The 23,613-nt window shown below is 39.5% G+C and carries 28 protein-coding genes; 19 read left to right on the top strand and 9 right to left on the bottom strand.

The window, feature by feature from the left end; all coding sequences use genetic code 11:
- Positions 1-24 precede the first annotated feature (24 nt).
- The 9 genes from E0E32_RS14900 (at position 25) to greA (ending at position 8,462) form a co-directional block, all read left to right on the top strand.
- A complete protein-coding gene (locus tag E0E32_RS14900) occupies positions 25-225 on the top strand; it encodes a YrzR-like zinc ribbon domain (RefSeq protein ID WP_066194306.1) in 201 nt (66 codons plus the stop codon).
- The gene (locus E0E32_RS14895; RefSeq protein WP_066194303.1) at positions 218-1,288 is read left to right on the top strand and encodes an AI-2E family transporter; all 1,071 of its coding nucleotides are present in this window, start codon (positions 218-220) and stop codon (positions 1,286-1,288) included. The genes E0E32_RS14900 and E0E32_RS14895 overlap by 8 nt, the downstream gene beginning before the upstream one ends.
- A 304-nt stretch (positions 1,289-1,592) precedes the next feature.
- Positions 1,593-4,229, top strand: a complete 2,637-nt coding sequence (gene alaS, locus E0E32_RS14890) for an alanine--tRNA ligase (protein WP_130860066.1) — start codon at positions 1,593-1,595, stop codon at positions 4,227-4,229.
- Between the two features lie 79 nt (positions 4,230-4,308).
- The gene (locus E0E32_RS14885; RefSeq protein ID WP_078060152.1) at positions 4,309-4,575 is read left to right on the top strand and encodes an IreB family regulatory phosphoprotein; all 267 of its coding nucleotides are present in this window, start codon (positions 4,309-4,311) and stop codon (positions 4,573-4,575) included.
- Positions 4,572-4,991: a Holliday junction resolvase RuvX gene (gene ruvX, locus E0E32_RS14880; RefSeq protein WP_066194287.1), complete on the top strand. Its 420-nt coding sequence runs from the start codon at positions 4,572-4,574 to the stop codon at positions 4,989-4,991. Before E0E32_RS14885 ends, ruvX begins: the two co-directional genes overlap by 4 nt.
- A 14-nt stretch (positions 4,992-5,005) precedes the next feature.
- Positions 5,006-5,290: a DUF1292 domain-containing protein gene (locus E0E32_RS14875; protein WP_066194284.1), complete on the top strand. Its 285-nt coding sequence runs from the start codon at positions 5,006-5,008 to the stop codon at positions 5,288-5,290.
- 381 nt (positions 5,291-5,671) lie between these two features.
- Positions 5,672-6,808, top strand: coding sequence for an endolytic transglycosylase MltG (gene mltG / locus E0E32_RS14870; RefSeq protein WP_235817550.1), 1,137 nt, complete (start codon positions 5,672-5,674; stop codon positions 6,806-6,808).
- Positions 6,809-6,860: 52 nt separating this feature from the next.
- Entirely contained in the window at positions 6,861-7,517 is a 657-nt protein-coding gene (locus E0E32_RS14865) for an O-methyltransferase (RefSeq protein ID WP_130860065.1), read from the top strand.
- Between the two features lie 468 nt (positions 7,518-7,985).
- Complete coding sequence (greA, locus tag E0E32_RS14860) at positions 7,986-8,462, top strand: transcription elongation factor GreA (protein ID WP_066194279.1); 477 nt, start codon at positions 7,986-7,988, stop codon at positions 8,460-8,462.
- A gap of 77 nt (positions 8,463-8,539) precedes the next feature.
- Here the strand turns inward: greA and E0E32_RS14855 are convergent, their stop codons facing one another.
- The gene (locus E0E32_RS14855) at positions 8,540-8,767 is read right to left on the bottom strand and encodes a KTSC domain-containing protein (RefSeq protein ID WP_130860064.1); all 228 of its coding nucleotides are present in this window, start codon (positions 8,765-8,767) and stop codon (positions 8,540-8,542) included.
- A 166-nt stretch (positions 8,768-8,933) separates the two neighbouring features.
- Between E0E32_RS14855 and E0E32_RS14850 the strand changes: the two genes are divergently transcribed.
- Together E0E32_RS14850 and mtnN are read left to right on the top strand one after the other, a co-directional pair.
- Entirely contained in the window at positions 8,934-9,575 is a 642-nt protein-coding gene (locus E0E32_RS14850; protein WP_066194274.1) for a YrrS family protein, read from the top strand.
- Between the two features lie 18 nt (positions 9,576-9,593).
- Complete coding sequence (mtnN, locus tag E0E32_RS14845) at positions 9,594-10,289, top strand: 5'-methylthioadenosine/S-adenosylhomocysteine nucleosidase (RefSeq protein ID WP_066194271.1); 696 nt, start codon at positions 9,594-9,596, stop codon at positions 10,287-10,289.
- A gap of 18 nt (positions 10,290-10,307) precedes the next feature.
- Here mtnN and sigK read toward each other — a convergent pair whose 3' ends face one another.
- From sigK to E0E32_RS14805, 8 genes are all read right to left on the bottom strand, one after another.
- Positions 10,308-11,006, bottom strand: coding sequence for an RNA polymerase sporulation sigma factor SigK (gene sigK, locus E0E32_RS14840; protein ID WP_066194267.1), 699 nt, complete (start codon positions 11,004-11,006; stop codon positions 10,308-10,310).
- Between the two features lie 1,177 nt (positions 11,007-12,183).
- Complete coding sequence (gene mnhG, locus E0E32_RS14835) at positions 12,184-12,555, bottom strand: monovalent cation/H(+) antiporter subunit G (RefSeq protein ID WP_066194264.1); 372 nt, start codon at positions 12,553-12,555, stop codon at positions 12,184-12,186.
- Positions 12,536-12,826 carry a Na(+)/H(+) antiporter subunit F1 gene (locus tag E0E32_RS14830; protein ID WP_130860063.1) on the bottom strand — a complete coding sequence of 97 codons (291 nt, stop codon included), beginning with the start codon at positions 12,824-12,826 and terminating at the stop codon, positions 12,536-12,538. The genes mnhG and E0E32_RS14830 overlap by 20 nt, the downstream gene beginning before the upstream one ends.
- A complete protein-coding gene (locus E0E32_RS14825; RefSeq protein ID WP_066194257.1) occupies positions 12,823-13,299 on the bottom strand; it encodes a Na+/H+ antiporter subunit E in 477 nt (158 codons plus the stop codon). The genes E0E32_RS14830 and E0E32_RS14825 overlap by 4 nt, the downstream gene beginning before the upstream one ends.
- A gap of 6 nt (positions 13,300-13,305) precedes the next feature.
- The gene (locus E0E32_RS14820) at positions 13,306-14,787 is read right to left on the bottom strand and encodes a Na+/H+ antiporter subunit D (protein ID WP_207302289.1); all 1,482 of its coding nucleotides are present in this window, start codon (positions 14,785-14,787) and stop codon (positions 13,306-13,308) included.
- Complete coding sequence (locus E0E32_RS14815) at positions 14,780-15,121, bottom strand: Na(+)/H(+) antiporter subunit C (RefSeq protein ID WP_066194251.1); 342 nt, start codon at positions 15,119-15,121, stop codon at positions 14,780-14,782. Before E0E32_RS14815 ends, E0E32_RS14820 begins: the two co-directional genes overlap by 8 nt.
- Positions 15,122-17,452, bottom strand: coding sequence for a Na+/H+ antiporter subunit A (locus E0E32_RS14810; RefSeq protein WP_066194249.1), 2,331 nt, complete (start codon positions 17,450-17,452; stop codon positions 15,122-15,124).
- Positions 17,453-17,890: 438 nt separating this feature from the next.
- The gene (locus E0E32_RS14805; RefSeq protein ID WP_066194245.1) at positions 17,891-18,037 is read right to left on the bottom strand and encodes a sporulation histidine kinase inhibitor Sda; all 147 of its coding nucleotides are present in this window, start codon (positions 18,035-18,037) and stop codon (positions 17,891-17,893) included.
- Between the two features lie 508 nt (positions 18,038-18,545).
- Between E0E32_RS14805 and E0E32_RS14800 the strand changes: the two genes are divergently transcribed.
- The 8 genes from E0E32_RS14800 to E0E32_RS14765 all read left to right on the top strand — a co-directional run bounded on the left by E0E32_RS14800 (position 18,546) and on the right by E0E32_RS14765 (position 23,605).
- Complete coding sequence (locus E0E32_RS14800) at positions 18,546-19,064, top strand: YqeG family HAD IIIA-type phosphatase (RefSeq protein ID WP_066194242.1); 519 nt, start codon at positions 18,546-18,548, stop codon at positions 19,062-19,064.
- Positions 19,022-20,164 carry a ribosome biogenesis GTPase YqeH gene (gene yqeH / locus E0E32_RS14795; RefSeq protein WP_235817549.1) on the top strand — a complete coding sequence of 381 codons (1,143 nt, stop codon included), beginning with the start codon at positions 19,022-19,024 and terminating at the stop codon, positions 20,162-20,164. The genes E0E32_RS14800 and yqeH overlap by 43 nt, the downstream gene beginning before the upstream one ends.
- 24 nt (positions 20,165-20,188) lie before the next feature.
- Positions 20,189-21,028, top strand: a complete 840-nt coding sequence (gene aroE, locus E0E32_RS14790) for a shikimate dehydrogenase (protein WP_066194238.1) — start codon at positions 20,189-20,191, stop codon at positions 21,026-21,028.
- Between the two features lies 1 nt (position 21,029).
- A complete protein-coding gene (gene yhbY / locus E0E32_RS14785; protein ID WP_066194235.1) occupies positions 21,030-21,323 on the top strand; it encodes a ribosome assembly RNA-binding protein YhbY in 294 nt (97 codons plus the stop codon).
- 14 nt (positions 21,324-21,337) lie between these two features.
- On the top strand, positions 21,338-21,901 hold the full coding sequence (locus E0E32_RS14780; protein ID WP_066194232.1) for a nicotinate-nucleotide adenylyltransferase: 564 nt from the start codon (positions 21,338-21,340) through the stop codon (positions 21,899-21,901).
- 67 nt (positions 21,902-21,968) lie between these two features.
- Complete coding sequence (gene yqeK, locus E0E32_RS14775) at positions 21,969-22,538, top strand: bis(5'-nucleosyl)-tetraphosphatase (symmetrical) YqeK (RefSeq protein WP_066194229.1); 570 nt, start codon at positions 21,969-21,971, stop codon at positions 22,536-22,538.
- On the top strand, positions 22,531-22,875 hold the full coding sequence (gene rsfS, locus E0E32_RS14770) for a ribosome silencing factor (RefSeq protein ID WP_066194226.1): 345 nt from the start codon (positions 22,531-22,533) through the stop codon (positions 22,873-22,875). The genes yqeK and rsfS overlap by 8 nt, the downstream gene beginning before the upstream one ends.
- A 1-nt stretch (position 22,876) precedes the next feature.
- A complete protein-coding gene (locus tag E0E32_RS14765; RefSeq protein WP_066194222.1) occupies positions 22,877-23,605 on the top strand; it encodes a class I SAM-dependent DNA methyltransferase in 729 nt (242 codons plus the stop codon).
- The last annotated feature ends 8 nt before the right edge of the window (positions 23,606-23,613 follow it).

Raw genomic sequence — 23,613 nt, 5'->3', positions numbered from 1 at the left:
ATGATGATGAAATGAGGTAGACTAGTGATTTGTCCTATTTGTCGTGGAAAGAATATTGGTATCATAGGCCCAAATCAATATTATTGTTGGAGTTGTTATGTGGAGTTATCTGTACAGGATAATGTGATTCATTTGCATGAAATAGAATCAGATGGCTCTCTTCATTCATTAGACGACTTATTTTCCATTGAGCAAAGGCGGCTTGAGGAGAATAAAGATGTCTAATGATCGAATTATCAGAAGAATACTACAATTATTTATGTTGTGTCTGGCCATTTTATCCATTTATTTAATTTATATCTTGTTTCCTTTTTATCGTGATATTCTCGTCCTACTCTTAAAGGTCAGTGCCCCTTTTCTAATCGCTGGTTTAATTGCGTATCTCTTACATCCGGTTGTGCAATATATTCAAAAATTTCACTTGCCGCGTCCACTAGCGATTGTTAGTATTTATTTGCTTTTTTTTGTGATGGCTGGAGCAGGTATTTATGCCTCTGTGCCTGTGTGGATTAGACAGATAGAAGAGATACAAAAGAACCTGCCGCAATATGTGGAGGCCTATCGTTCCTTTATTTATAATATTTACTCGCAAACTTCTTTTTTACCAGAAGGGTTTCATGATAATCTGGATCGTTTTCTAGAGGGAATAGAAAGTAATATAGGCGAGAGAATCACCGGCGTATTAATGAATGTACCGATGTTATTTGACTTTGTAATTATGATTGTACTTATACCTGTCCTTTCCTTCTATTTCTTGAAGGATTACCAAACCCTGTTAAGAAGGATTATTCAACTGATACCGCCAAAATATCGAGATTTTACGAGAAAATTGGGTCATGAAATCGAGGAAAGTCTTGGTCAATATATTCGAGGACAAATCTTGGTTTGCTTTCTTGTGGGAATTACTAGTTTTGTGTTACTAAAAATAGTTGGTATGAACTATGCGGCGGTATTAGCAGTAATTATGGGATTCACCAATCTCATTCCTTATTTTGGACCGATTATTGGTGCCATACCTGCTCTACTCATTGCCTTTACTATTTCCACAAAAATGGTGCTGTTTGTTTTAGGAATTGTGGTGATCATCCAGTTGTTAGAGAGTAATTTATTATCCCCGTTTATTATGGGGAAAAGTGTCCATATCCACCCTGTTTATTTAATGTTTACCTTGTTTTTTTTATCGAAAGCGACGGGGGTGGTTGGAGTGATACTGGCTATACCGTTGCTTACTATAGCTAAAGTTGCTATTCCTCTTACTTATCGACAAGTAAAGGACGTTGACAGATAGGTAAAATGTAGCTTATAATTAGCGAAGTAAATATTAAAAACGTGGAAGAACCTGAGTATTGGACAATCATTTCAACAGAGAGGAATTTCTGAGGCTGAAAGAATTCCGGAATGCCCTTATCCAAGAAGCTAGTTTGAAGTGCAGCTAACACCTGCCGGTTACATCACCGTTATCGATGAGAAGATGACAGTGTTTTACTGTAATCAGGGTGGTACCGCGGATATACTCTCGTCCCTGCATTTATTGCATGGGGAGGAGAGTTTTTTAATGGATCCAAGTATTTGATATATGGGAGGCGATAGATATGAAACGATTAACTTCTGCACAAGTCCGTCAGATGTTTCTAGATTTCTTTCAAGAGAAAGGTCATGCCGTTGAGCCAAGCGCATCTTTAGTTCCGCAGGAGGATCCCACCTTATTATGGATTAATAGTGGTGTGGCAACCCTTAAAAAATATTTTGATGGAAGGGTTATTCCGGAGAATCCACGCATTGCTAATGCACAAAAATCGATCCGGACAAATGATATCACCAACGTGGGTTATACGGCGAGACATCATACGTTTTTTGAGATGTTAGGCAATTTCTCTATTGGTGATTACTTTAAAAAGGAAGCCATTGTCTTTGCTTGGGAGTTCCTAACAAGTGAGAAATGGATTGGATTTGATCCAGAAAGGTTATCGGTTACCGTACACCCGGAGGATGAAGATGCCTACCTTTTATGGCGTGATCATATTGGGCTGCCAGAAGAACGTATCATTCGTTTGGAAGAGAATTTCTGGGATATAGGAGAGGGGCCAAGTGGACCTAATACAGAGATTTTCTATGATCGCGGTGAGGCATATGGATATGATGCACAAGACCCTGAGCTGTATCCTGGTGGAGAGAACGAGCGTTATTTGGAGATCTGGAACTTAGTATTTTCTGAGTTTAATCACAATCCTGATGATACGTATACTCCACTACCGAAAAAAAATATTGATACGGGAATGGGTTTGGAGCGTTTAGTGAGTGTAATTCAGGATACCAAAACCAATTTTGAAACAGACTTATTTATTCCGATTATTCATGCAACCGAAAAATTAGCTAATACCACCTATCAACAGCAGGAAGAAACAGATGTGGCCTTTAAAGTGATTGCGGATCATATTCGTACAGTGACGTTTGCCGTAAGTGATGGTGCCCTTCCTTCCAACGAAGGCAGAGGATATGTACTGCGCCGGTTATTACGTCGAGCGGTGAGATATGCACGACAAATCGGTATTGATCAACCATTTATGTACCAATTAGTGCCAACCGTTGCCTCGATTATGGAGGCCTTCTATCCAGAGGTACAGCGGAAAGCCGATTTCATTCAGAACGTCATTCAAACGGAAGAAAAAAGATTTCATGAGACATTGCAAGAAGGATTACAAATTTTCTATCATATCATTGAGCAGCAACAAGAAGCAGGCAGTGAAGTCTTCCCTGGTTCAGAAGTATTTCGCCTCTATGATACCTATGGCTTTCCTAAAGAATTGACAGAAGAATACGCAGAAGAAGCTGGTTTCACAATTGATGAAGCAGGCTTTGAAGCGGAAATGGCGAAACAGCGTGATCGAGCTCGTAATGCAAGGCAGAAAGTGGACTCAATGCAAAGTCAAGATCGTGTACTAAGTGACCTTCAGGTAGACAGCAGCTTTATTGGCTATCAGCAATTAACCAAGGAAACAACGATCCAAGCACTTGTCGTAGATAAGGAATTAGCAGAAGAAGCAGTATCAGGTGTGGAGGCATTGGTAATCTTAAAAGCGACACCATTTTACGCAGAAAGCGGCGGACAGATTGCGGACAAAGGTACCCTTACTTGTGAAACAGGTGTTGCCGAGGTGTTAGATGTTCAGAAAGCACCGAATGGTCAAAACCTCCATCGTATTCTGGTCAAAGAGGGAAAACTGGTAAAAGGACAGGACATCCAAGCCACAGTGGATGGGCGAAGCAGACAGTTTATTATTAAGAATCATACAGCGACTCACTTACTTCATCAAGCATTAAAAGATGTGTTGGGTGAACATGTTAATCAGGCAGGCTCCTTGGTAGCAAGTGAACGACTGCGATTTGATTTCTCGCATTTCAATGCAGTGAATACGGCTGAATTAATAGAAATAGAGCAAAAAGTAAATGAAAAAATATGGGATTCTTTACCGGTAACGATCACAAATAAGACAATGGACGAAGCAAAACAGATGGGAGCCATGGCGCTTTTTGGTGAAAAATACGGAGAAGTTGTCCGTGTTGTTGAAGTAGGAGATTATAGCGTTGAATTATGCGGTGGTTGTCACGTGCGAAACTCTGCTGAAATCGGATTATTCAAGATTATTTCTGAGTCTGGAATAGGGGCAGGAACAAGGAGAATAGAGGCCGTTACAGCAAAAGGAGCCTATCAATTTGTTAACGGCAAGCAGCAGTTATTACAATCAGCAGCATCCTTGTTGAAAACGAAAGAAGATCAAGTACCCGAGCGTTTGGAACATCTTTTTAAAGAAATGAAAGAGAAAGATCGCTCTATCCAATCATTAAACAGTAAACTATCGCAGTTGGAGTCTTCTTCTATCTTGGATGAGGTGAAAGAAGTAAATGGAGTAAAGGTACTTGCACAGAAAGTGGATGTATCAGATATGAATCAACTGCGTGAAATGGTGGATAAGATGAAGCAAAAATTAGCTTCAGGAATTATTTTATTAGCAGCTGTTAATAATGATAAAGTACAACTAGCTGCTGGAGTAACGAAAGATTTAGTAGAAAAAGGGTATCACGCTGGCAATCTAATGAAAGAAGCCGCAAAAATTTGTGGCGGCGGCGGTGGAGGTCGTCCTGATATGGCACAAGCAGGTGGTAAGGACACAACAAAATTATCACAGGCACTTGCTTATGCGGAAAAATATGTGCAAACCCATGAATAAGTTTGGTAATTTAGTTCAATAACAGGTATAATAGACAAATACAAGCTACCGAAAGAACTATAATTTGGAGGTGCTTCGATTGGATGGAATGGATAAAACAATGAAATTTGATTTTTCTGATGAGCCAGATGAGCAGAATGTAAAGGAAGTGTTGCATGTCGTTTATCAAGCGCTCGAAGAAAAAGGCTATCACCCGATTAATCAGATAGTTGGTTATTTACTTTCGGGGGATCCGGCCTATATTCCCAGACATAATGATGCACGCAATTTAATAAGGAGAGTAGAGCGTGATGAAATCATGGAAGAACTAGTCAAGGATTACATCAACGCTAAAAAACAAGTATGACGAAAATATTAGGTTTGGATGTAGGATCCAAAACTATTGGTGTGGCGATAAGTGATGAATTAGGCTGGACGGCACAAGGGTTAACCACCTTGCATTGGACGGAACCAGAATATGACTCAATCAAAGATACGTTTAAACAACTTATGGAAGAGCACACTATAGATAAGGTAGTTATTGGATTACCTAAAAATATGAACGGATCGATTGGATTTCGCGGAGAGGCCTCACAAGATTTTGCTCAATTCCTAAAAGATGATTTTTCTATTGAGACGGTTTTGTGGGACGAGCGTTTGACAACGATGGCAGCAGAACGGGTTTTGCTTGAGGCAGATATAAGCAGATCGAAACGTAAAAAAGTAATCGACAAAATGGCTGCGGTCATGATTTTGCAAGGTTACTTGGACAGTCAATCGTAAAGGAGGTAGATAACATGTCATTGGAAGAAAAAGAACGGATTATCATTCCAGATGAGAATGGTGAAGAGCATTTGTTTGAAGTCTTATTTACATTCGATGTGGATGAGACCGAGAATGCCTATGTGGCCGTTGTACCCGCAGAACAAAGTGACGATGAAGAAGTAGAAGTCTTCGCTTTTCGTTATGAAGAGAAGCAAAATGAGGACGATCTCGAACTTTTCCATATCGAGTCGGATGAAGAATGGGATATGGTAGAGGAAGTGTTAAACACCATAGCCGATGAGGATCTGACCGAATAATCATAAGAAAAGTAACCTCGTATCCAATCCTGGATACGAGGTTTTGCTAATGGGTAAAATAGTTTAACATCTACAGTGTCATCGTTTATTGGAACGTAGAGATAAATAAATAGGAAAAATGACACGACATAAATGTCCATTATACTACATTGGTTTAGTGAGAAAAGATCAAATGAGGTTTAAAGCTATTTTCCTAAGCTAATTCTTAGGAACACATCATGGAATAAACCAATAAACCATCCAGAATATCAAAGGGAACACGGAGTAATTCTATATAAGTTAGCCTTGTTGATAGACGATATAGAACGATTAGATGAGTGAATGGTTTCCCTTTTATTTAATTTATAGTATAATATATCGGGTGAAAGGGGGAACCCTAAATTGAGTAAAAAGAAAGAAAAACGCCAAAAAACTACATATAAAGAAATTGCCGAGAATCGAGCAAAGGAAATAACCGTTGCCCGTAAGATCATAGCTATTGTATTGATTGCATTAGTTATCCTGATGATCATCGGTGGTTATTCTGCGTATAAATTTATCCAGACAGCCACCACACCAGTGGATCCATCATCTGATGAAACCGTAGAATTAACCATTCCACTTGGTGCATCTAGTTCCGATATTGCCAATCAGCTAGAAGAGGAAGGATTAATTGCAAACAGCCTTGTCTATCGCTTCTATGTCAAATTTAATAATATATCTGATTTTCAAGCAGGGGATTATACTTTAAGTCCATCCATGACACTTAAAGAGATTTCTGATGAGTTGGAAACTGGTACTTTGCAGCAAGAAGCGGCTATGAGAGTTACGATTCCGGAAGGGCGGAACATCGAAGAAATAGCAACCATTTTTGAAGAAGAGGCAGGTATCGAGCGGAATGAATTTTTGAATAGGATGCAAGAAACATCGTATATAGAAACCTTGATAAACGAATATTCTGCTTTCCTAAGCGAGGAAATATTAGCCGAAGAAATTATCTATCCATTAGAAGGTTATTTGTTCCCAGCTACCTATGAATTTTATCACGAGAATCCAACCGTAGATGAAGTGGTAAGACAAATGCTTGATAAAACGAATGAGGTGATGGCAGCCTATCAATCGCAAATAGAGGAGTCTGATTATTCGCCCCATGAAATCATCACTTTTGCTTCGTTGGTAGAAGAAGAAGCGCCATCCAATGATGATCGGAGAAATATCGCAGCAGTATTTTATAATCGTATGAATGATGGTATGAGATTGCAAACAGACCCAACCGTTATTTATGCTCACGGGGAACACATCCCACGGCTTACCTATGACGATTATGAGATTGAATCACCGTATAATACGTACCAAATAGACGGTTTGCCGATTGGCCCTATTGCTAACTTTGGAGAGAGTTCATTATCAGCCGTGCTTGATCCAGCCAATAACAACTACTTGTTTTTCTTGGCGGATACAGATGGAAATGTTCATTATGCGCAAACGTATGAAGAACACCAACAACTGGAAGAACAATATATTCATAATCAAGATTAAAGCAGGGATCGCCCTGCTTTAACCTTGTTTGATACAAGGGGAATGTGGAAACATGAATGAGAGCCAATTAATCCATTACCTAGATAGTCTACCGAAACAGGAGCCGGCATGGGTGAAACAAATGCAACATGATGCCCAAAAAGATCATGTGCCTATCATGGATACACAAGGAATTGCCTTATTGCAACAACTGATTCGACTCTATCAGCCGCAAAAATTACTAGAGATTGGGACGGCAATTGGTTATTCTGCTTTGCGCATGATCGAGGCTAAAAACAACTTGGAAATTGTAACGATAGAGCGAGATCAAGCAATGTATCAACGAGCTATGGATCATATAGTGGATCAGGGGAGACAAGCACAAATTGAGGTTATCTTAGGCGACGCCTTAGAACTAGCCGTGGAAACAAAGACTAAAGGCAAATTTGATATGATTTTTATTGATGCTGCCAAAGGTCAATATCGACGCTTTTTTGAATTGTATGAAGGTACTTTATCAAAAAATGGGGTCATCATAACTGATAATGTATTGTTTCATGGCTATGTAGCAAATCCTGACGGAGCCCCTAAGCGTTTACGAAACATGGTCAAAAAAATAGATGCCTATAATCGATGGTTATTACAACATCAGGGCTATGACACGGTTATTCTTCCTATTGGCGATGGAATTGCCATTAGTATCAAACGAGCAAATGACTATATAAGTTGAATGAAATAATAGAGGTGCTCTTGATCCATTTACGCAATATGAGATGAGATAACCAAGGAATAAATGCATTTATTCTCTGATTATCTTATCATACAGCTACCTTTCAGCAGAACTGAAAGGCGTGTGAATGGTCATTCAAAACTATATTATAGGAAATAATGTGAGTAGAGATTTGCTTGAAACACGTTTTTGTTACATTTATAAGTTCAACTTGTATAGTAATAGGAGTATACACGAAAAACAAGCTGCTCTAGTAGGCTGGTTAGCGTTTATAACATATCCGGTCAGGTTAGTAAAAATAGACAAATAAAACGGTTGAAAAATAATTGAAAATCTGAGATAGTAGTGATTAGTAATTAAAGCATTTTCACCAATATAATAAGTGCTATTTCTGTATAAGGATTCATATCATGTACAAGATATGCCTTATCTGAGTGATAGTAATAGTTTGAAGGAGAGTGTAGGGTTATGGCAGAAGAAAAAGAATTTTATATGACAGAAGAGGGTCTGGAAAAGTTAGAAGAAGAATTAGAATACTTAAAAACGGAAAGACGTCAAGAGGTAGTAGAACGCATCAAAATAGCAAGAGATTTCGGGGATTTATCAGAGAATTCAGAGTATGACGCAGCAAAAGATGAACAGGCATTTGTAGAATCCCGTATTGTACAGGTTGAAAACATGATTCGAAATGCCGTTATTATAAAGAATGAGGACGCGAATTCTGATATTGTATCGTTAGGCAGAACGATTACTTTTTTAGAATTGCCTGACGGTGAAGAAGAAAGTTATACTATTGTCGGCAGTGCTGAAGCGGATCCTTTTGAAGGGAAAATTTCCAATGATTCACCAATTGCTAAAAGTTTACTTGGTCATGCAATTGGTGAAGAGATTACGGTTCCCACACCAGCTGGTGAGATGAATGTAAAAATAGTGAATGTAGAATAACACATGTAAAATGGATGTCATGACGTATGGCATCCATTTTGTCATAGAAGTTAGCTGCTAGTCAGGCGAGAGAAAGGTCAGACCAATTCTCGTTTTTGTTGAAGCGGCTCAAGCTGTTCTTCGATAAAACGCTGTTTATCGGTTGAAATGATTAATTGAAAGACAAGATTCTCGGATACTGGCTCAAAAGTAACACAATCATTTTCATGAAAATGAATGATAAGCAGTTGTTTTGTCTTATCATAGCTGATCATATAAAAAGGGGTTTCTTTCCAAATTGTTGCATCAAAGCTTGTTGACAACATGTAATCACTCCTTAACCATTATCGTTATAGTTATATTCCATAACTATGAACAAATTCCTGCAACGATGACAAAAACAGAAAAAAATCGATCTATTTTCCTAAAGTAATAGCTGGTCGTGGTACACTTGTTTTTTTTTTAGTATAATGACATTGGGAGGGGAAAGACATGTCGGATAATCATGAAACGAATACAAGAAGAGACAGATTTGAGAAAAAAAGAACCAATACAAAATTACTTACATGGTTAAGTGTAATTGGCGGTGTATTAGTTATTGTGATGCTGTCGGTTATTTTTATAGGTAGAGAGAGTGATACTACAGCCGGAAACGAGGAAAATCAGGCAGAAGAATTTGCTTTGGGCTCTTCCAATCAAGAGGCAGATGAACCCGAAAGTCAAGAGAAGAAAGACTTGGAGGTTAATGAAGTGGAAGGTGATGATGAGGAAGAAGAGGAAGAGGGACAAAACGACACAGAAGAAGTCGAGTCTGATGATAGCAATGTGAAGAACGCCTATAAAAGTAATTGGGAAGCCATCGGTACCTCACAAGAGGGCCCTCATACCACTTCTTTTGAACAAGGGTCTACCGACTGGCAGGAAATGAAACAAGCTGTTGAGGTTGCTACAGGTATACCAAGTGAAGCACAAATCGATCAGTGGTTTGGCGGTGCTGGAGAACAAGCCGTAGAAGCAACGGTCTCTCCCGAATCTAATCAAGATGAATTTTACCGTGTCCATTTAGAGTGGGTAGAGGATCAAGGTTGGAAACCGGTTTTAGTAGAGGAATTACATGAAGTGGAAAGAAGATAACGTCTGGGGGATAACAGAATGATAGGTATTATTGGGGCGATGGATGAGGAAGTCGCTTTATTAAAAGATCGTATGGAAGTAAAAGAAACCGTTCAGGCTGCAAATAGTGAATTCTTTGTTGGTATGTTAGGCGGTAAAGAAGTGGTCGTGTTAAAGTCCGGTATTGGCAAGGTAAATGCGGCGATTGCCACTACGATCTTATTTGAAAGATTTGGTCCAAGTATCGTGATTAATACTGGTTCAGCAGGAGGTTTTCATGAGGGGTTAGAAGTTGGTGATATTGTGATATCGACAGACGTGGTTCATCATGATGTGGATGTCACGGCCTTTGATTATCAATATGGTCAAGTGCCTGGGCTCCCTGCCATGTTTAAGGCAGATCCAGTGCTGATTGAAAAGGCGATGCTAGCCGTAAAACAATTAGAAAATGTCCAAGCTATGAAAGGTTTGATTAGTACGGGCGATGCCTTTATGCAAGAGGCAGATCGAGTCAATGCAGTAAGACAAGCGTTTCCCGATCTGATTGCTGCAGAAATGGAAGCTGCCGCAATTGCGCAAGTATGTTATCAATACAGTAGACCATTTGTGGTGATACGTGCCTTATCAGATATTGCCGGAAAAGATTCGTCGGTTTCTTTTGATGAATTCCTGCAAAAGGCAGCAGAGAATGCAGCAAACTTAATTATACATGTAGTACAAAATATAGAAGAATAGCTGTCGAGTGAACGACAGCTATTTTAGTTCGTTTCGATAATATTCATGAAAGACCTTCATTAAGGCTCGTTTTTCAATACGAGAAACATAACTGCGTGAGATTTTTAGTTTAGAGGCTATCTCTCTCTGTGTTAGTTCATCGGTATTTGCCAAGCCAAATCTGGCAATCAGCACCTCCTTTTCCCGCTTATCCAACACGCGCAGGTATTTCTGAATTTTTTTTAATTCCATGTGTAACTGAATCGTCTCTGTCACATCTTCGTTATCTGCCTCGAGAATATCAATTAAGCTAATTTGATTTCCTTCCTTATCTTGCCCGATTGGATCTTGTAGCGAGATGTCTTTTTTCGTCTTCTTTGTGGCGCGTAAGTACATGAGAATCTCGTTCTCAATACATCTGGCGGCATAAGTAGCCAATTTTGTTCCCTTTCCACTGGAATAGCTCTCTATCCCTTTAATTAATCCGATGGTGCCAATGGAAATGAGATCCTCTGGCTCTTCTTGCGTGTTTTCGAATTTTTTTACGATGTGGGCAACCAGCCTTAAGTTATGTTCGATTAGTTTGTTTCGCGCCTGTTCATCGCCTGCATGCAATCGCTGGATCATTTGTTTTTCTTCTTCAGGTGGGAGTGGTTGAGGAAAGGTGTTTTGCTTTACGTAAGCAACAAAGAATAGGGCCTCCTTACATAAGGCTAACAAACCAAGTAGAATGGACAATACAGCACCTCCTGCGATATCAAACTAGGTATTTGCCTATATCCCATCCTATGCAGTACCGTTGTCCAACGTGTCATACGTCCAAGCTGTTTTTCTATAAGTGTGTTAGACCAATCGAAAAATAATAGGAGGACATATGAAACGGGTTGAAATTTGCCCGGTCCTTTCTTGCAAATAAAACAAAGTAAAAAAACTGCCGATAAGTTGGATTATGTAAATCTGACTAGGGACCACTTTGAGATATGAATAGTGCAGCTCAAAGGTCCAACCAAGCCCTTCACTTTTACCCACAGAGCATAAGTCAACAAGCGATTTAGGTAAAGGACACCTTCATCGTATTTCTCATACCTAGGCATGGCTTTAGTTAACTGGCAAAAGAAGAGCACTTTTCCAAGTGGATCTTCCGCTCATGCCACGAGACTTGCAAGTGTAGGGGTGTGACTGGATGTCAAAGGTTGGTTTAGCCTGCGAACTACTCATTTTGTCTACGTGGTTGGCTTCTGCTAGGGAGTGATTCCACACTTTTAGCAAGAAATAGCATGGTGATGATCGACATCAGAGCCGTTTGTATGCTTGATTTTTGCTGAAGCTAAGGAACGAAAATCTCATCATCATAATCGGTTTTGTCACAGGCATAATTCAATAAGTTATCTTTTTTCTACTGATGAGAGATGAGATAATTTTTGCATGGCTATTTCTGAGTTTTCCTGATACTTTCATTATAAAAGTTATACGATGATGGATATTTAATGTTTTAAAGGGCATAGAATCCATTATCCTTGCAGTGATAACCATTGTTGAATCATTTTCTAGCGGAGGGAATATGCGAAGACTCGAAAATGGTTTACAAGGTAAAACCGTAACGTCCTGTGCATCGCAGGACGAGCTGAAAATCCACTAAAAAGTGCTCTTCTTTTTAGTTAGCTGAAGCCGGCCATGAAGGTTCGCAGGCTAAGATCACGACGACAATCGCCACGACTGCACATGCATGTCCTATGCATCGAAGCGCACCATATTCCCGCAGCGCTTGCTTCGCACAGATAATACGATCAAACGCACCAATCAGAAAAATAATCTACTAACATAATCCAACTTATAGGTAGTCTAATTCGTTCAAAGTTCAATCAAATTCCTATTATAGTGATTTCTAGTGTATAAAAAAAACGCCGTGAACTAGTCACGACGTTTTATCTTGATTATCGGCATAAGCGTCTTTGGTATGGCCGTCTGGTGACCATGGTTTGATGCCAGCCGTATGGGCTGCTCGGCCAATCATATGAGCAGAAACTGGGGCAGTCAATAATATAAAGATGATGCCCAAGATCAATTTCCCGCTTACGATGTTATACTCTGCATGTAAGAAAATGAAAGCACCAATCATCACACTAGCAATCCCTAAGGTAGCAGCTTTCGTGGAGGCGTGTAACCGAGTGTACACATCAGGAAAACGCAGTACACCAATGGAAGCTGACAGCAAGAAAAACGTACCAAATAGCAGCAAGATAATCACGAAAATATCAATGATGGTTTCAATCGTTGTCCCGGTCAATGATAACACCCTTTTCAATATATTTTGCTAAGGCAATGGTTCCGATAAACAGTAAAATTCCAACCAAGAGGATGACGTCATTTAAACGGGTGGTCACTAAGAGAATGGCACTCAACCCAACCATTCCCATTAGGTTAATACCGATGGCATCTAAGGCAACGGCACGATCCGGATTGCTTGGACCTTTAACGACACGAAACATTAACAAGGTAATAGAAATGGTAATCACAATCATGCAGATAATTGCGACGATTTGGATCAGATCACTCATCGTGTCACCTCCATAATAGCCTTCTCAAAAGTCTCCTTGATTTCCTTAATCGATGTTTCATCTGATTCGATATCCATTGCATGAATGTAGATGATCTTATTGTTATCTGATACGGCAACGGATAATGTACCCGGCGTTAAAGAAATCAACGACGTTAAGAGCAGAATTTCCCAAGAACTCTTCAATTCCGTGGGATAAGCAAAGATACCAGGATAGTATGTTTGTTTTGGTTTATACACCCATTTTACAATGTCAATATTGGATATAAGTAACTCTTTGACAAAAAGGAGCAATAACTTAATTATTTTCCATACGCGATACAAATAGAAATTAGCTGGTATAAATCGTCGCAACATAAACAATAATAGTGCTCCGATGATAAACCCTGTCAAAAGAGAAGGGAACGTATAGCTTTCACTTAAAAACATCCACATAACCGCAATGATTATATTTAAGATTATTTGCAGTGGCATAATAATTTACTCCTTTAACACAGATTGAATATATTCATCAGGATTCATTAAGTAGTCACCGATCGATTCGATACTTGGATAGAACCATTCTGCTCCAACCCCTAAGAGTACGGTGAAGAATAATAAGAAGGCAATTGGCCAAGCAAATCCTCGAGCAGCTTTTTTATCGGCAATAATCGTTTCATCTTTCTCTCCCCAGAAACCTCGAACAAAAATACGGATAACCGATAATAAGATAAGCAAGCTGGAGCCAAGACCGATAATGGCAACCACAATATGATCTGCTTCGATAGCCCCTTGTAATAGGACCAACTTACCGATAAATCCACTGAAAGGTGGGATACCAGCCAATACGAGAGCAGCGATAAAGAACATCCAGCCTAATAAAGGATACTGATGCAAGAGCCCTCGCATTTTTCGTAAATCACTCGTTCCAACGAGGTAGGCAATCGCACCAGCCAATAGGAATAACGCTGCTTTAATAAACATATCGTTCACTAAATAATAAATGGTTCCTGTAAAACCTGTAGCGTTATATACGCCGATTCCTAACAGCATGAATCCAACAGCAGGGATAATGTTGTAAGCAATCACCATTTTAATATTATTGGTTGATAATGCCCCTATCGCTCCAAATATCAAGGTTAGTGCCGCTACCCAAACAAAAAACTCATGTGTGATATCACGATTATGCACAAAAATTAATGAGAAGACACGTAATAAAGAATAGATACCTACCTTTGTTAACAAAGCGCCAAATAAGGCCGATACAACAGGGTTTGGTGTGATATATGGTTTGGGCAGCCAATAATATAGCGGGAATAAGGCTGCTTTGGTCCCAAAGACAAAAAACAATAGAATTCCAATCGTTGTAAGAATGCCCGTTTGTTCCACTTCTCCAATACGCTCGGCAATTTGAGCCATATTCACGGTTCCTACAACGGAATACAAGAAAGCAATCGTGGTCACAAACAACATCGACGAGAATAAGTTAATCAACACATATTTCATCGATTCTCGTAGTTGAATGCGTTCGCCGCCTAATACAATTAATCCATAAGAGGCCATCAGTAATACCTCAAAGAATACAAACAGGTTAAATAAATCTCCTGTTATAAACGCACCTGACACACCACTAATCAATAAAAAATAGAAGGTGTAAAAATAAAATGCTTCCTGTTTTTCACTTAACGACTTAGGTGCATAAAAGACACAGGCTAGTGCGATGATATTGGTTGTTAGCACTAAGGTCATCGATAATAGATCAGCCACAAGTACAATACCATAAGGTGCCGACCAATTGCCGGCTTCTAATATAACCGTCCCATTCTGCTGCACATAGTATAATACCCATGCAGCAACAAGGGTGCTGATTATGGTAAGTATTTGCGAGAAAATCCGTGCTGCTTTTCTTTTTTTCGGAAAGAGCGCCACAATCACACCAGCAATCAGTGGTATGACAATTGGTAATACTGCTAAATTACTCATCATCTTCGTTACCCCTTAATTTATCCATATTATCTGTTCCATTTACCTTCGATGTTCGATATGCAAGTACTAACAGTAAGCTCGTTACACCGAAGCTAATGACAATAGATGTTAAAATCAAAGCTTGCGGTAATGGGTCTGTGTAGTTGGAAATTCCATCTTCCAAAACAGGGGGTGCTCCTGTTTTTAATTGCCCCATTGTTAAAATAAATAAGTGAGCCCCATGTGAGATTAGTGCTGTACCAATTACAATACGCAGCATCTGTTTTTGTAATAAGTTATAGATCCCTGTTGTAAAAAGAATACCGGCAAGAATCGACATTACAATTTCCATCTATTCTGCCTCCTTTTTCTTTCGCAATTTAATTAAACCATAAATAGCGAACGCTGCAATACCTAGCACGACGATTTCGAATAATGTATCAATACCACGCATATCGACAAGAATCACGTTTACGACATTATCGCCACCGCCAATGTCATGGGAAACTTCTAAGAAGTAGTCCGAAATTTTGTCAAACAGCTTGGTGCTATGAGCAGAAATGGCAACTAAGGTCATTAATCCGCCAAAGGCTATCGAAATGATGAGATTAGTCGTTTTCTCTGAAATTTTCTCTGTTCGTTGACGCAGGTTAGGTAAGTGATAGAAACAAAGCAGAAACAAGGCAACCGTGATCGTTTCGATGACAAGCTGTGTCAAGGCTAAGTCAGGAGCCCGGTAAATCACAAATAGCAAGGCTAAGCTGTAGCCAACAACACCAAGTATAAGAATCGCTGCCAGCTTGCTTCTAGTAAAAATTGTTGCAATGGCCGCTACTGCCATTGCAATGGCAATCACCATTTCTTCAATCGTTATCACAGCAAGATCAGATGTATCCAACGCAAAGCCATCTGTCAACCACATGACGGTGATGCTGACTGCCAATATCGCTACCAAAATGTAGGACATATAACTACGCAAGGAACCGTTCATATAAGTATTGGTGATTTTAGCAGATGTCTTTTCTGACTGATCAACGAGAAAATCATAACACTTATTAAGGCTTAATTTACCAGGTAAGATGGTATATATCTTGTTCCAATAACGAATGGTCAAGGCAAGAACGGCTCCTACCGCAACCACGATTAACGACATATAAAGTGGTGGGATAAACCCATGCCAGAATTGTACATGTTTCTCTACCGGACTGCCATAAATCGCTTCGGCCGTATGTGCCAAGAAGGAGCTATTGACAAGATTAGGGAATAAACCAATCGTAACCACACCGATCACCAAAATAATTGGCGAAATCAACATGCCAATGGGTGCTTCATGCGGTTTTTTGGGTAATTCATCCAGTTGTTGTTTGCCCATGAAAGTCCCAAATACCAGATACATGGAATAAACAAAGGTAAAAATACTGCCAAATACCGCCAAATAAGGAATGGCAGTAGCAAGTGTACCAGCAATTTGCGAGCTGGTTTCAATCGCTAGTGAAGCATCGAAGAACATTTCTTTACTATAGAATCCATTGAGAAATGGTAAAGGTACCCCAGCCATGGAAAACGTGCCAAAGAAGGCAAGTGTGGCCGAAATGGGCATTAGTGTGAATAACCCGCCAAGTTTTCTAATATCACGAGTGCCTGTCTCATGGTCAACAATACCAGCTATCATAAACAGGCTTCCTTTAAAGGTAGCGTGATTAAGAATATGGAAGACGGCTGCGTAAATAGCTACGCTTGTACCGAATCCCAACATGGACATGATCATACCTAATTGACTGATGGTGGAAAAGGCTAAAATACCTTTTAAATCAGTTTGCCTTACCGCCATATACGAGCCCCAAATAAGCGTGACAATTCCAATACCGCTCACCAAAATAAAGAACCATTCATTCCCCGAGAAAATGGGAGTAAAACGTGCAACAAGAAAAATCCCAGCTTTCACCATGGTTGCGGAGTGCAGATAAGCACTTACTGGTGTCGGAGCTTCCATAGCGTCTGGAAGCCAGATATGGAAAGGAAACTGTGCCGATTTGGTAAAGGCACCTAACAAAATAAGTGCTAAAATCAATCCAAAATAATCACTGGATAAGATAAGATCAGCTTGGCTAATCATGCCTTGGATACTGGTAGTCCCTGTTTCCAAAGTAAGTAAGATGAAACCACCAAGCATACTGAGACCGCCAAAAACAGTAATTAGCATTGACTTTAGTGCACCGTATCGAGAACGTTCTTTAAAGTTCCAATAACCAATTAGTAAAAAGGAAGAAATCGAGGTCAATTCCCAAAATGAATAAAGAACAAATACATTATCAGATAAGACGACACCAAACATGGCTGTCATAAATAATAAGAGGTAGACATAGAACTGGCCTAATCGCTCAGAAGTATCCAAATAAAAAATGGAATATAATGTTACTAGTGTTCCAATTCCACTGATTAACAGCACAAATAATAAACTAAGACCATCCAAATAAAAAGAAAGATCGATATGTAATGATGGAATCCAATTATATGATTGCTGGATAGGAGAAAAATCATTACCGATGTGTGGAATGAAATAAAGGAATACAGCTAGTGGTGCTAACAGGACAAAGTAGCCTGTATGTATCTTTTCTTTCCATTTACTAAAGAAAGGGATAAAAATCGCCAGTAATACCGGCAAAAAAACTGCAAATAACATCTATCATTGCTCCTCCTTGTGTATATGCTCATTTCATGATGGAATATTTTTTTGAACATCCTCTTATATTTTAATCTAAAATTATTACGAAACACAAGGGTAGAGCATTATTATGACAAGATATTTATCCATTATAACGAGAAACTACCTATTTATAAATAAACGAAAAAAATTTTTAATAGTGAGAGGGTGATAAATGGTTGAGGAAAATTATTCTATTGTCTTCTCGTGATGATTGTGGAGAGGCTTTATAATAGTTGGTTAAGACTAAGCGGATAGTATGGTAACTTGTTTTTTTACCGTATAGCCACTCCATATCGGTACATTGTTTAAGGACTAGGCTTTCCTTTCTCATGAAAAAAACCCGGGCACAACCCGCTAGTTTTTTTTTTACTTAAACAAAAAACACTCAGTCTTGGTGACTAAGTGTCGTATTATCTATATCTGTTTGGCGAATTGGATATAATCCATCAAGGAGCGCTTGTTCATTTCTTCTTCTATTAACTGGATAAATTCATGGCTTAAGCATAGTTCATTTGCTTTTTTATAGGATTCAATGAGTAGTTCATCTGATAATTTGTCCATTGTTTTCCCTCCCATAAATAGGTTGTCCTTCCCATGTCATTAGTAAATGTAGCATGAAACGTAAAAAACAACAACAGAACAGTTATCTACATGGGGTTGTTCATAACTTGTGTATAACGTTTGTGGAATAAAGGGAGAAGTCAATCGTTGTCAGTGTGGATAGTGTGAATAAAGTTATCCACATGTCGTGTTTTGTAGTAAATTGTCGCACGATTCTTGGTTCTATCTTTGTTCTTCATGAGGAACATCCTAGTTTGGCTTGGTGTTATCGGCAAATTTATGGAAAATAAAATCCCTTGCGAATGTTAACAAAACATCGATAAGGCGAGTTATGTGAAGTAAAAGGCTAGTCGTTGAATAAAGCAACGGAATGCGACTACTCTATCAACAAAAAACGTAAATACGCCAGCTTGATTTTTATAAAAATTCTTCAGTTTCCTTTGAATAAATGCAGAAAATTGTTTATGATAGACAAAGGTATGTAATTGGATAGTTGAGGTGGACAAATTTGCTTAAAAACTTTTTACCAAATGAGCATGTTCCGCGCGTGTTAGATATCACACCTGATCGTTTACGAGAAAAAGGCATCAAAGGTGTGATCACGGACTTAGATAATACACTCGTGGCATGGAATGTAAAGGACGCAACTCCTGAGATCATCGAATGGTTTCAACAAATGAAAGAGAACGATATAAAAGTAACAATTATCTCCAACAACGATCAAGAACGGGTTAGTATCTTTTCCGAGCCCTTAGAGGCCCCTTTTGTTTACAGTGCCAGAAAGCCGCTGACTAGAGCATTTAAACGTGCAGCAACGCAGATGGAACTAAAAAAAGAAGAGATAGTTGTAGTGGGTGATCAACTGCTAACCGACATACTGGGCGGGAATCGTGCCGGTTTTTATACGGTTTTAGTAGTGCCAATCGTAGAGACAGATGGCAAGATTACCCGGATCAATAGAATGATGGAAAGAAGGGTGCTAGCATGGATGAGAAGGAAGGGCATGATTTCATGGGAGGAAGAGTAGAGGAAACGATCTATTGTGAAGGATGTGGGGCTGTCATTCAAACGGAAGACAAAACAAAGGCAGGCTATGTCCCAAAGGCAGCATTAGCCAATCAACAGGTTATCTGCCAACGTTGTTTCCGCCTGACTCATTACAATGAAGTACAGGATGTAGAATATACTGATGACGATTATTTACGTATGATTCAACAGATTAGTGATACAAACAGTTTGGTAGTGAAAATTGTTGACATATTTGATTTTGATGGTAGTTTTATCTCGGGGTTGAAACGATTAGTAGGCAATAACCCGATAGTTTTAATAGGAAATAAACTGGATCTTTTACCGAAATCAACGAACCATAATAAACTGATTCATTGGATGAAAAAGACAGCCAGTGACTATGGTTTAAAGGTACAAGATGTTTTTTTGGTGTCAGCCACCAAAGGTATTGGTTTTGAAAAAGTGGAACAAGAGCTGGACAAGCATCGTAAGCATAAAGATGTCTATGTTGTTGGCTGTACGAATGTAGGGAAATCCACGTTTATCAATCAGTTAATTCATCGTTCCAGTGGTGTAAAAGACGCGATTACGACTTCTTATTTTCCAGGGACTACGTTAGGGTTTATTCAAATACCGTTGGATGATACTAGTTATTTATATGACACTCCCGGAGTGGTCAATCGCTCCCAATTAGTTCATTATGTAACGGATAAAGATTTAAAGCTCATCCATCCGAAAAAAGAGATTAAGCCAAGAATTTATCAATTACAGGACAAACAAACGCTATTTTTTGGCGGTTTTGCCCGATTTGATATCGAAAAGGGAATGAAGCAGTCATTCGTTTGTTATTTTTCAAATCAGTTAATGATTCATCGGACGAAACTAGAGCAAGCAGATACCTTTTATGAAAAGCATATTGGGGAATTGTTGCAGCCGCCTAGTCCAGCAACATTAGAACAACTGCCGCCGTTAGTGGCACAGACCATTAAAATTCCTAGAGAAAAAACAGACATTGTGATCCCGGGACTTGGCTGGCTAACGGTAACAGAAGGTGGAATAACCGTCACCGTTCATGTTCCCAAGGGTAATCAAATCACATTGCGTCCAGCCTTGATTTAACGGTGTTGGGAGAGGAGAGAATAAATGGGTTATAAATTAGGATTGATAGGAAATCCGATTGGACATTCCTTATCACCATGGATTCATCAGCATTTTTTAGATTTAGCGCAGATAGATGGGGAATATAAATTATATGAAGGGGATCAACATGCCTTGCCACAAGTCATTGAAAAGCTTAGGATTGAAGAGATAGATGGTTTTAATATTACGGTTCCTTATAAACAAGTCATTATCGATTATTTAGATGAAATGGACACGGATGCCGCTTTATTAGGTGCTGTTAACACGGTGGTTCATAGCAATGGTAAATGGAAAGGTTACAGCACAGATGGGGAAGGGTATGTCCGTTCGTTAGAGGAGGCCTTTCCCGGTCTCCTTCATTCCAATACATCGGTATTAGTATTAGGTGCTGGCGGCGCAGCGCGTGGGATTTATCGAGCGTTGATGCAAAAACAAGTAGCCAGAATGGATATTGCCAATCGTTCGCCGGAAAGGGCAGAGGCATTACTTGACCTAAGAATAGGTGATGTGTCTACCAGTGTCATTCATTTTCAAGAAGCAGAGGCACAGTTAAACGATTATGACCTGATCATTCAGACTACCTCAGTAGGGATGAAACCAGAAGTGGAGAGACAAATTATTGCATTAGATAATCTGAGAGTAAATGCAGTAGTGAGTGATATTGTCTACCAGCCCATCATGACACAGTTGTTAGCAGACGCCAAAAGCAGGGGGGCGAAAATTCATCATGGGCATGCTATGCTGCTATATCAAGGACAGCTTGCATTTGAGAAATGGACAGGGAAATATCTGGAAGTATCGCATTTGGTCGACCAGTTAGAAAAGAAACTAAGAGGTGAATAATTTGCAATTAACAGGAAAACAAAAGCGTTTTTTACGTGCTAAGTCCCACCGTATACAGGCTATTTTTCAAGTAGGCAAAGATGGTGTGAACCCAAACATGATCAAACAAATTGGTGAGGCACTAGAGAAACGTGAATTAATAAAGGTATCTATACTGCAAAACTGCATGGAAGATAAAGAAGATGTGGCAGAAGCGCTTGCCGAGGGAGCGGACGCGCAAGTGGTACAAATCATTGGTAATACCATTGTACTGTACAAAGAATCAACGGAACATAAACAAATTACATTACCATAAAGTAGGTGTCAGGTTTGAGACGAATTGGACTATTTGGCGGGACGTTTGATCCGCCGCATTACGGACACTTATTAATGGCAGAACAGGCATATCAACAGTTAGAATTGGATGAAGTATGGTTTATACCATCCTTTCAGCCGCCACATAAGGCCGAGGCTAAAACAACGGCATTGGATCGACTGGAGATGACCAGTGAAGCAATTAAAGGTCATCCAGCTTTTTTAGTAGATCCAATCGAAGTAGAGCAAGAGACAGTCTCGTATACCTTGAACACGGTTCGTGCATTAACGGAAATGTTCCCTGATAATGCCTTCTATTTTATTATCGGTGGGGATATGGTAGAATATCTGCCTAAGTGGAGTGATATTGATTTGTTATTGCAACTAGTCACCTTTGTAGGTGTCAATCGGCCTGGTCACACGCTGGAGACACCTTACCCAGTGAAAGAAGTGCAGATGCCGTTAATCGATATTTCCTCAACAATGATTCGTAAACGGGTGAAGGAAAATCGATCGATTCGTTATTTAACGCCGCCAGAAGTGATTGCGTATATTAATAAAAGACAATTATATTCATAAAATAGAGGAGAGCCTCTTCATGATAAAATCATGGATAGAACAATGTAAGAGAAATTAGGTGAGAGACATGCAAAAAGACAAAGCATTCGAAACGGTGAAGCAGCAATTAACAACCAAACGGTATGAGCATACGGTAAGAGTAACGGAAACGGCTGTCCAGTTAGCAAGGCATTATCGCTTGGATGTAACTAAAGTGGAATTAGCAGCTATTTTGCATGATTATGCGAAATATCGTGATCCGGAAGAAATGAAGCGGTGGATTATTATGGAGAAACTGCCACATGATTTATTGGAATACAACGAAGAACTATGGCATGGACCTGTTGGATCAAAAATGATTGAGCGGGAACTTGGTGTGGATGATCCAGAGATTCAAAGTGCTATTTATTGGCATACCACCGGTAAACGTCATATGAATCTGATGGATAAAGTAATATACATTGCTGACTATATTGAGCCTGGTCGCTCTTTTCCAGGAGTTGAGGAAGTACGACAAGTGGTGTATGAAGATATCGATAAGGCGTGCTGGATGGCGGCTCGAAACACGATTCGATTTTTGATGAGTAAAAACCAGCCAGTTTATCCAGATACGTTTCAATTGTATAACGAAAAACTAGGGAGGAACATGAATGCATAGTAAAGAATTAGCTGATTTGATTGCCAAGGCATGTGATGATAAACGAGCAGAGGATATCGTTGTGATGGATATGCAGGAGGTATCCTTAATCTCCGATTATTTCCTAATCTGTGAAGGGAGTAATGAGCGTCAGGTACAAGCTATTGCACGCGCAGTAAAAGATGCTGCTGAAGAACAGGAGATTCTCGTCAAACGAATGGAAGGTTTTGATCAAGCTCGTTGGGTGTTAGTAGACCTTGGTGACGTGGTTTGTCATATTTTTCATCGAGATGAACGAAATTATTATAATCTAGAGAAATTATGGGGAGATGCCCCAAAGCTCGAAGTGAAGCGGTAAGATGGTCTATACAAAATTGGCCTATATCTATGATATATTAATGGAGGATGCCCCGTATCAAGCATGGCAGGAGTTTGTTCAACACTTTGCTCCTACAACAGGCAGATTGCTTGATTTAGGCTGCGGGACTGGTAAACTGAGCAGTCAGTTTACGGCAGCAGGGTATCTAGTAACAGGGGTAGATTACTCGGAGGATATGCTGGCCTATGCACAAGCAAATACAGAAGGGGTAGAATATATCCATCAGGATTTGCGTGCTCTTGAAGGGTTAACTGACTTTGATATAGCTGTCAGTCTTTGTGATGTGGTCAATTATTTGGTGACAGAACACGATATTCTCCAGATGTTTACCAATGTGTACCATAGTTTAAAAGAAGATGGTATCTTTATCTTCGATGTCCACAGTGTGAGCCATTTTCAAGAAAATATGGCAGGACAAACCTTTGCGGAAATCTATGATGATATTACGTATGTGTGGTTATGTGATCAAGGTTCAGAGCCAAACAGCCTGATACATGATCTCACCTTCTTTTTGCAAGAGGAACAAACGGCTAAATATGAACGTTTTGATGAACAACATCAGCAGCGGACATTCCCAGTCCAGGCTTATCTTGAGATGTTAAAGCAGACAGGCTGGCATCATGTTCAGGTATATGGAGACTTTGAAACACAACCGGCTGAACAGCCAGAAGATGGTCATCGTATCTTTTTTGTCTGTTATAAAAAATAAATCATGGA

This window comes from Gracilibacillus phocaeensis, assembly GCF_900626275.1.
In the GTDB taxonomy this organism is placed as follows: domain Bacteria; phylum Bacillota; class Bacilli; order Bacillales; family Amphibacillaceae; genus Gracilibacillus; species Gracilibacillus timonensis.
The sequence above is the reverse complement of the archived record's forward strand: the minus strand, read 5'-3'. Positions and strand labels throughout refer to the sequence as shown.

Excerpts from the sequence above, each read along its gene's own strand:
- E0E32_RS14895 (WP_066194303.1), top strand. The coding sequence starts at position 218 with ATGTCTAATGATCGAATTATCAGAAGAATACTACAATTATTTATGTTG.
- alaS (WP_130860066.1), top strand. The coding sequence starts at position 1,593 with ATGAAACGATTAACTTCTGCACAAGTCCGTCAGATGTTTCTAGATTTC.
- ruvX (WP_066194287.1), top strand. The coding sequence starts at position 4,572 with ATGACGAAAATATTAGGTTTGGATGTAGGATCCAAAACTATTGGTGTG.
- E0E32_RS14875 (WP_066194284.1), top strand. The coding sequence starts at position 5,006 with ATGTCATTGGAAGAAAAAGAACGGATTATCATTCCAGATGAGAATGGT.
- E0E32_RS14865 (WP_130860065.1), top strand. The coding sequence starts at position 6,861 with ATGAATGAGAGCCAATTAATCCATTACCTAGATAGTCTACCGAAACAG.
- greA (WP_066194279.1), top strand. The coding sequence starts at position 7,986 with ATGGCAGAAGAAAAAGAATTTTATATGACAGAAGAGGGTCTGGAAAAG.
- E0E32_RS14855 (WP_130860064.1), bottom strand. The coding sequence starts at position 8,767 with ATGTTGTCAACAAGCTTTGATGCAACAATTTGGAAAGAAACCCCTTTT.
- E0E32_RS14850 (WP_066194274.1), top strand. The coding sequence starts at position 8,934 with ATGTCGGATAATCATGAAACGAATACAAGAAGAGACAGATTTGAGAAA.
- mtnN (WP_066194271.1), top strand. The coding sequence starts at position 9,594 with ATGATAGGTATTATTGGGGCGATGGATGAGGAAGTCGCTTTATTAAAA.
- E0E32_RS14830 (WP_130860063.1), bottom strand. The coding sequence starts at position 12,826 with ATGAGTGATCTGATCCAAATCGTCGCAATTATCTGCATGATTGTGATT.
- E0E32_RS14825 (WP_066194257.1), bottom strand. The coding sequence starts at position 13,299 with ATGCCACTGCAAATAATCTTAAATATAATCATTGCGGTTATGTGGATG.
- E0E32_RS14820 (WP_207302289.1), bottom strand. The coding sequence starts at position 14,787 with ATGAGTAATTTAGCAGTATTACCAATTGTCATACCACTGATTGCTGGT.
- E0E32_RS14815 (WP_066194251.1), bottom strand. The coding sequence starts at position 15,121 with ATGGAAATTGTAATGTCGATTCTTGCCGGTATTCTTTTTACAACAGGG.
- E0E32_RS14810 (WP_066194249.1), bottom strand. The coding sequence starts at position 17,452 with ATGTTATTTGCAGTTTTTTTGCCGGTATTACTGGCGATTTTTATCCCT.
- E0E32_RS14805 (WP_066194245.1), bottom strand. The coding sequence starts at position 18,037 with ATGGACAAATTATCAGATGAACTACTCATTGAATCCTATAAAAAAGCA.
- yqeH (WP_235817549.1), top strand. The coding sequence starts at position 19,022 with ATGGATGAGAAGGAAGGGCATGATTTCATGGGAGGAAGAGTAGAGGAA.
- aroE (WP_066194238.1), top strand. The coding sequence starts at position 20,189 with ATGGGTTATAAATTAGGATTGATAGGAAATCCGATTGGACATTCCTTA.
- yqeK (WP_066194229.1), top strand. The coding sequence starts at position 21,969 with ATGCAAAAAGACAAAGCATTCGAAACGGTGAAGCAGCAATTAACAACC.
- rsfS (WP_066194226.1), top strand. The coding sequence starts at position 22,531 with ATGCATAGTAAAGAATTAGCTGATTTGATTGCCAAGGCATGTGATGAT.
- E0E32_RS14765 (WP_066194222.1), top strand. The coding sequence starts at position 22,877 with ATGGTCTATACAAAATTGGCCTATATCTATGATATATTAATGGAGGAT.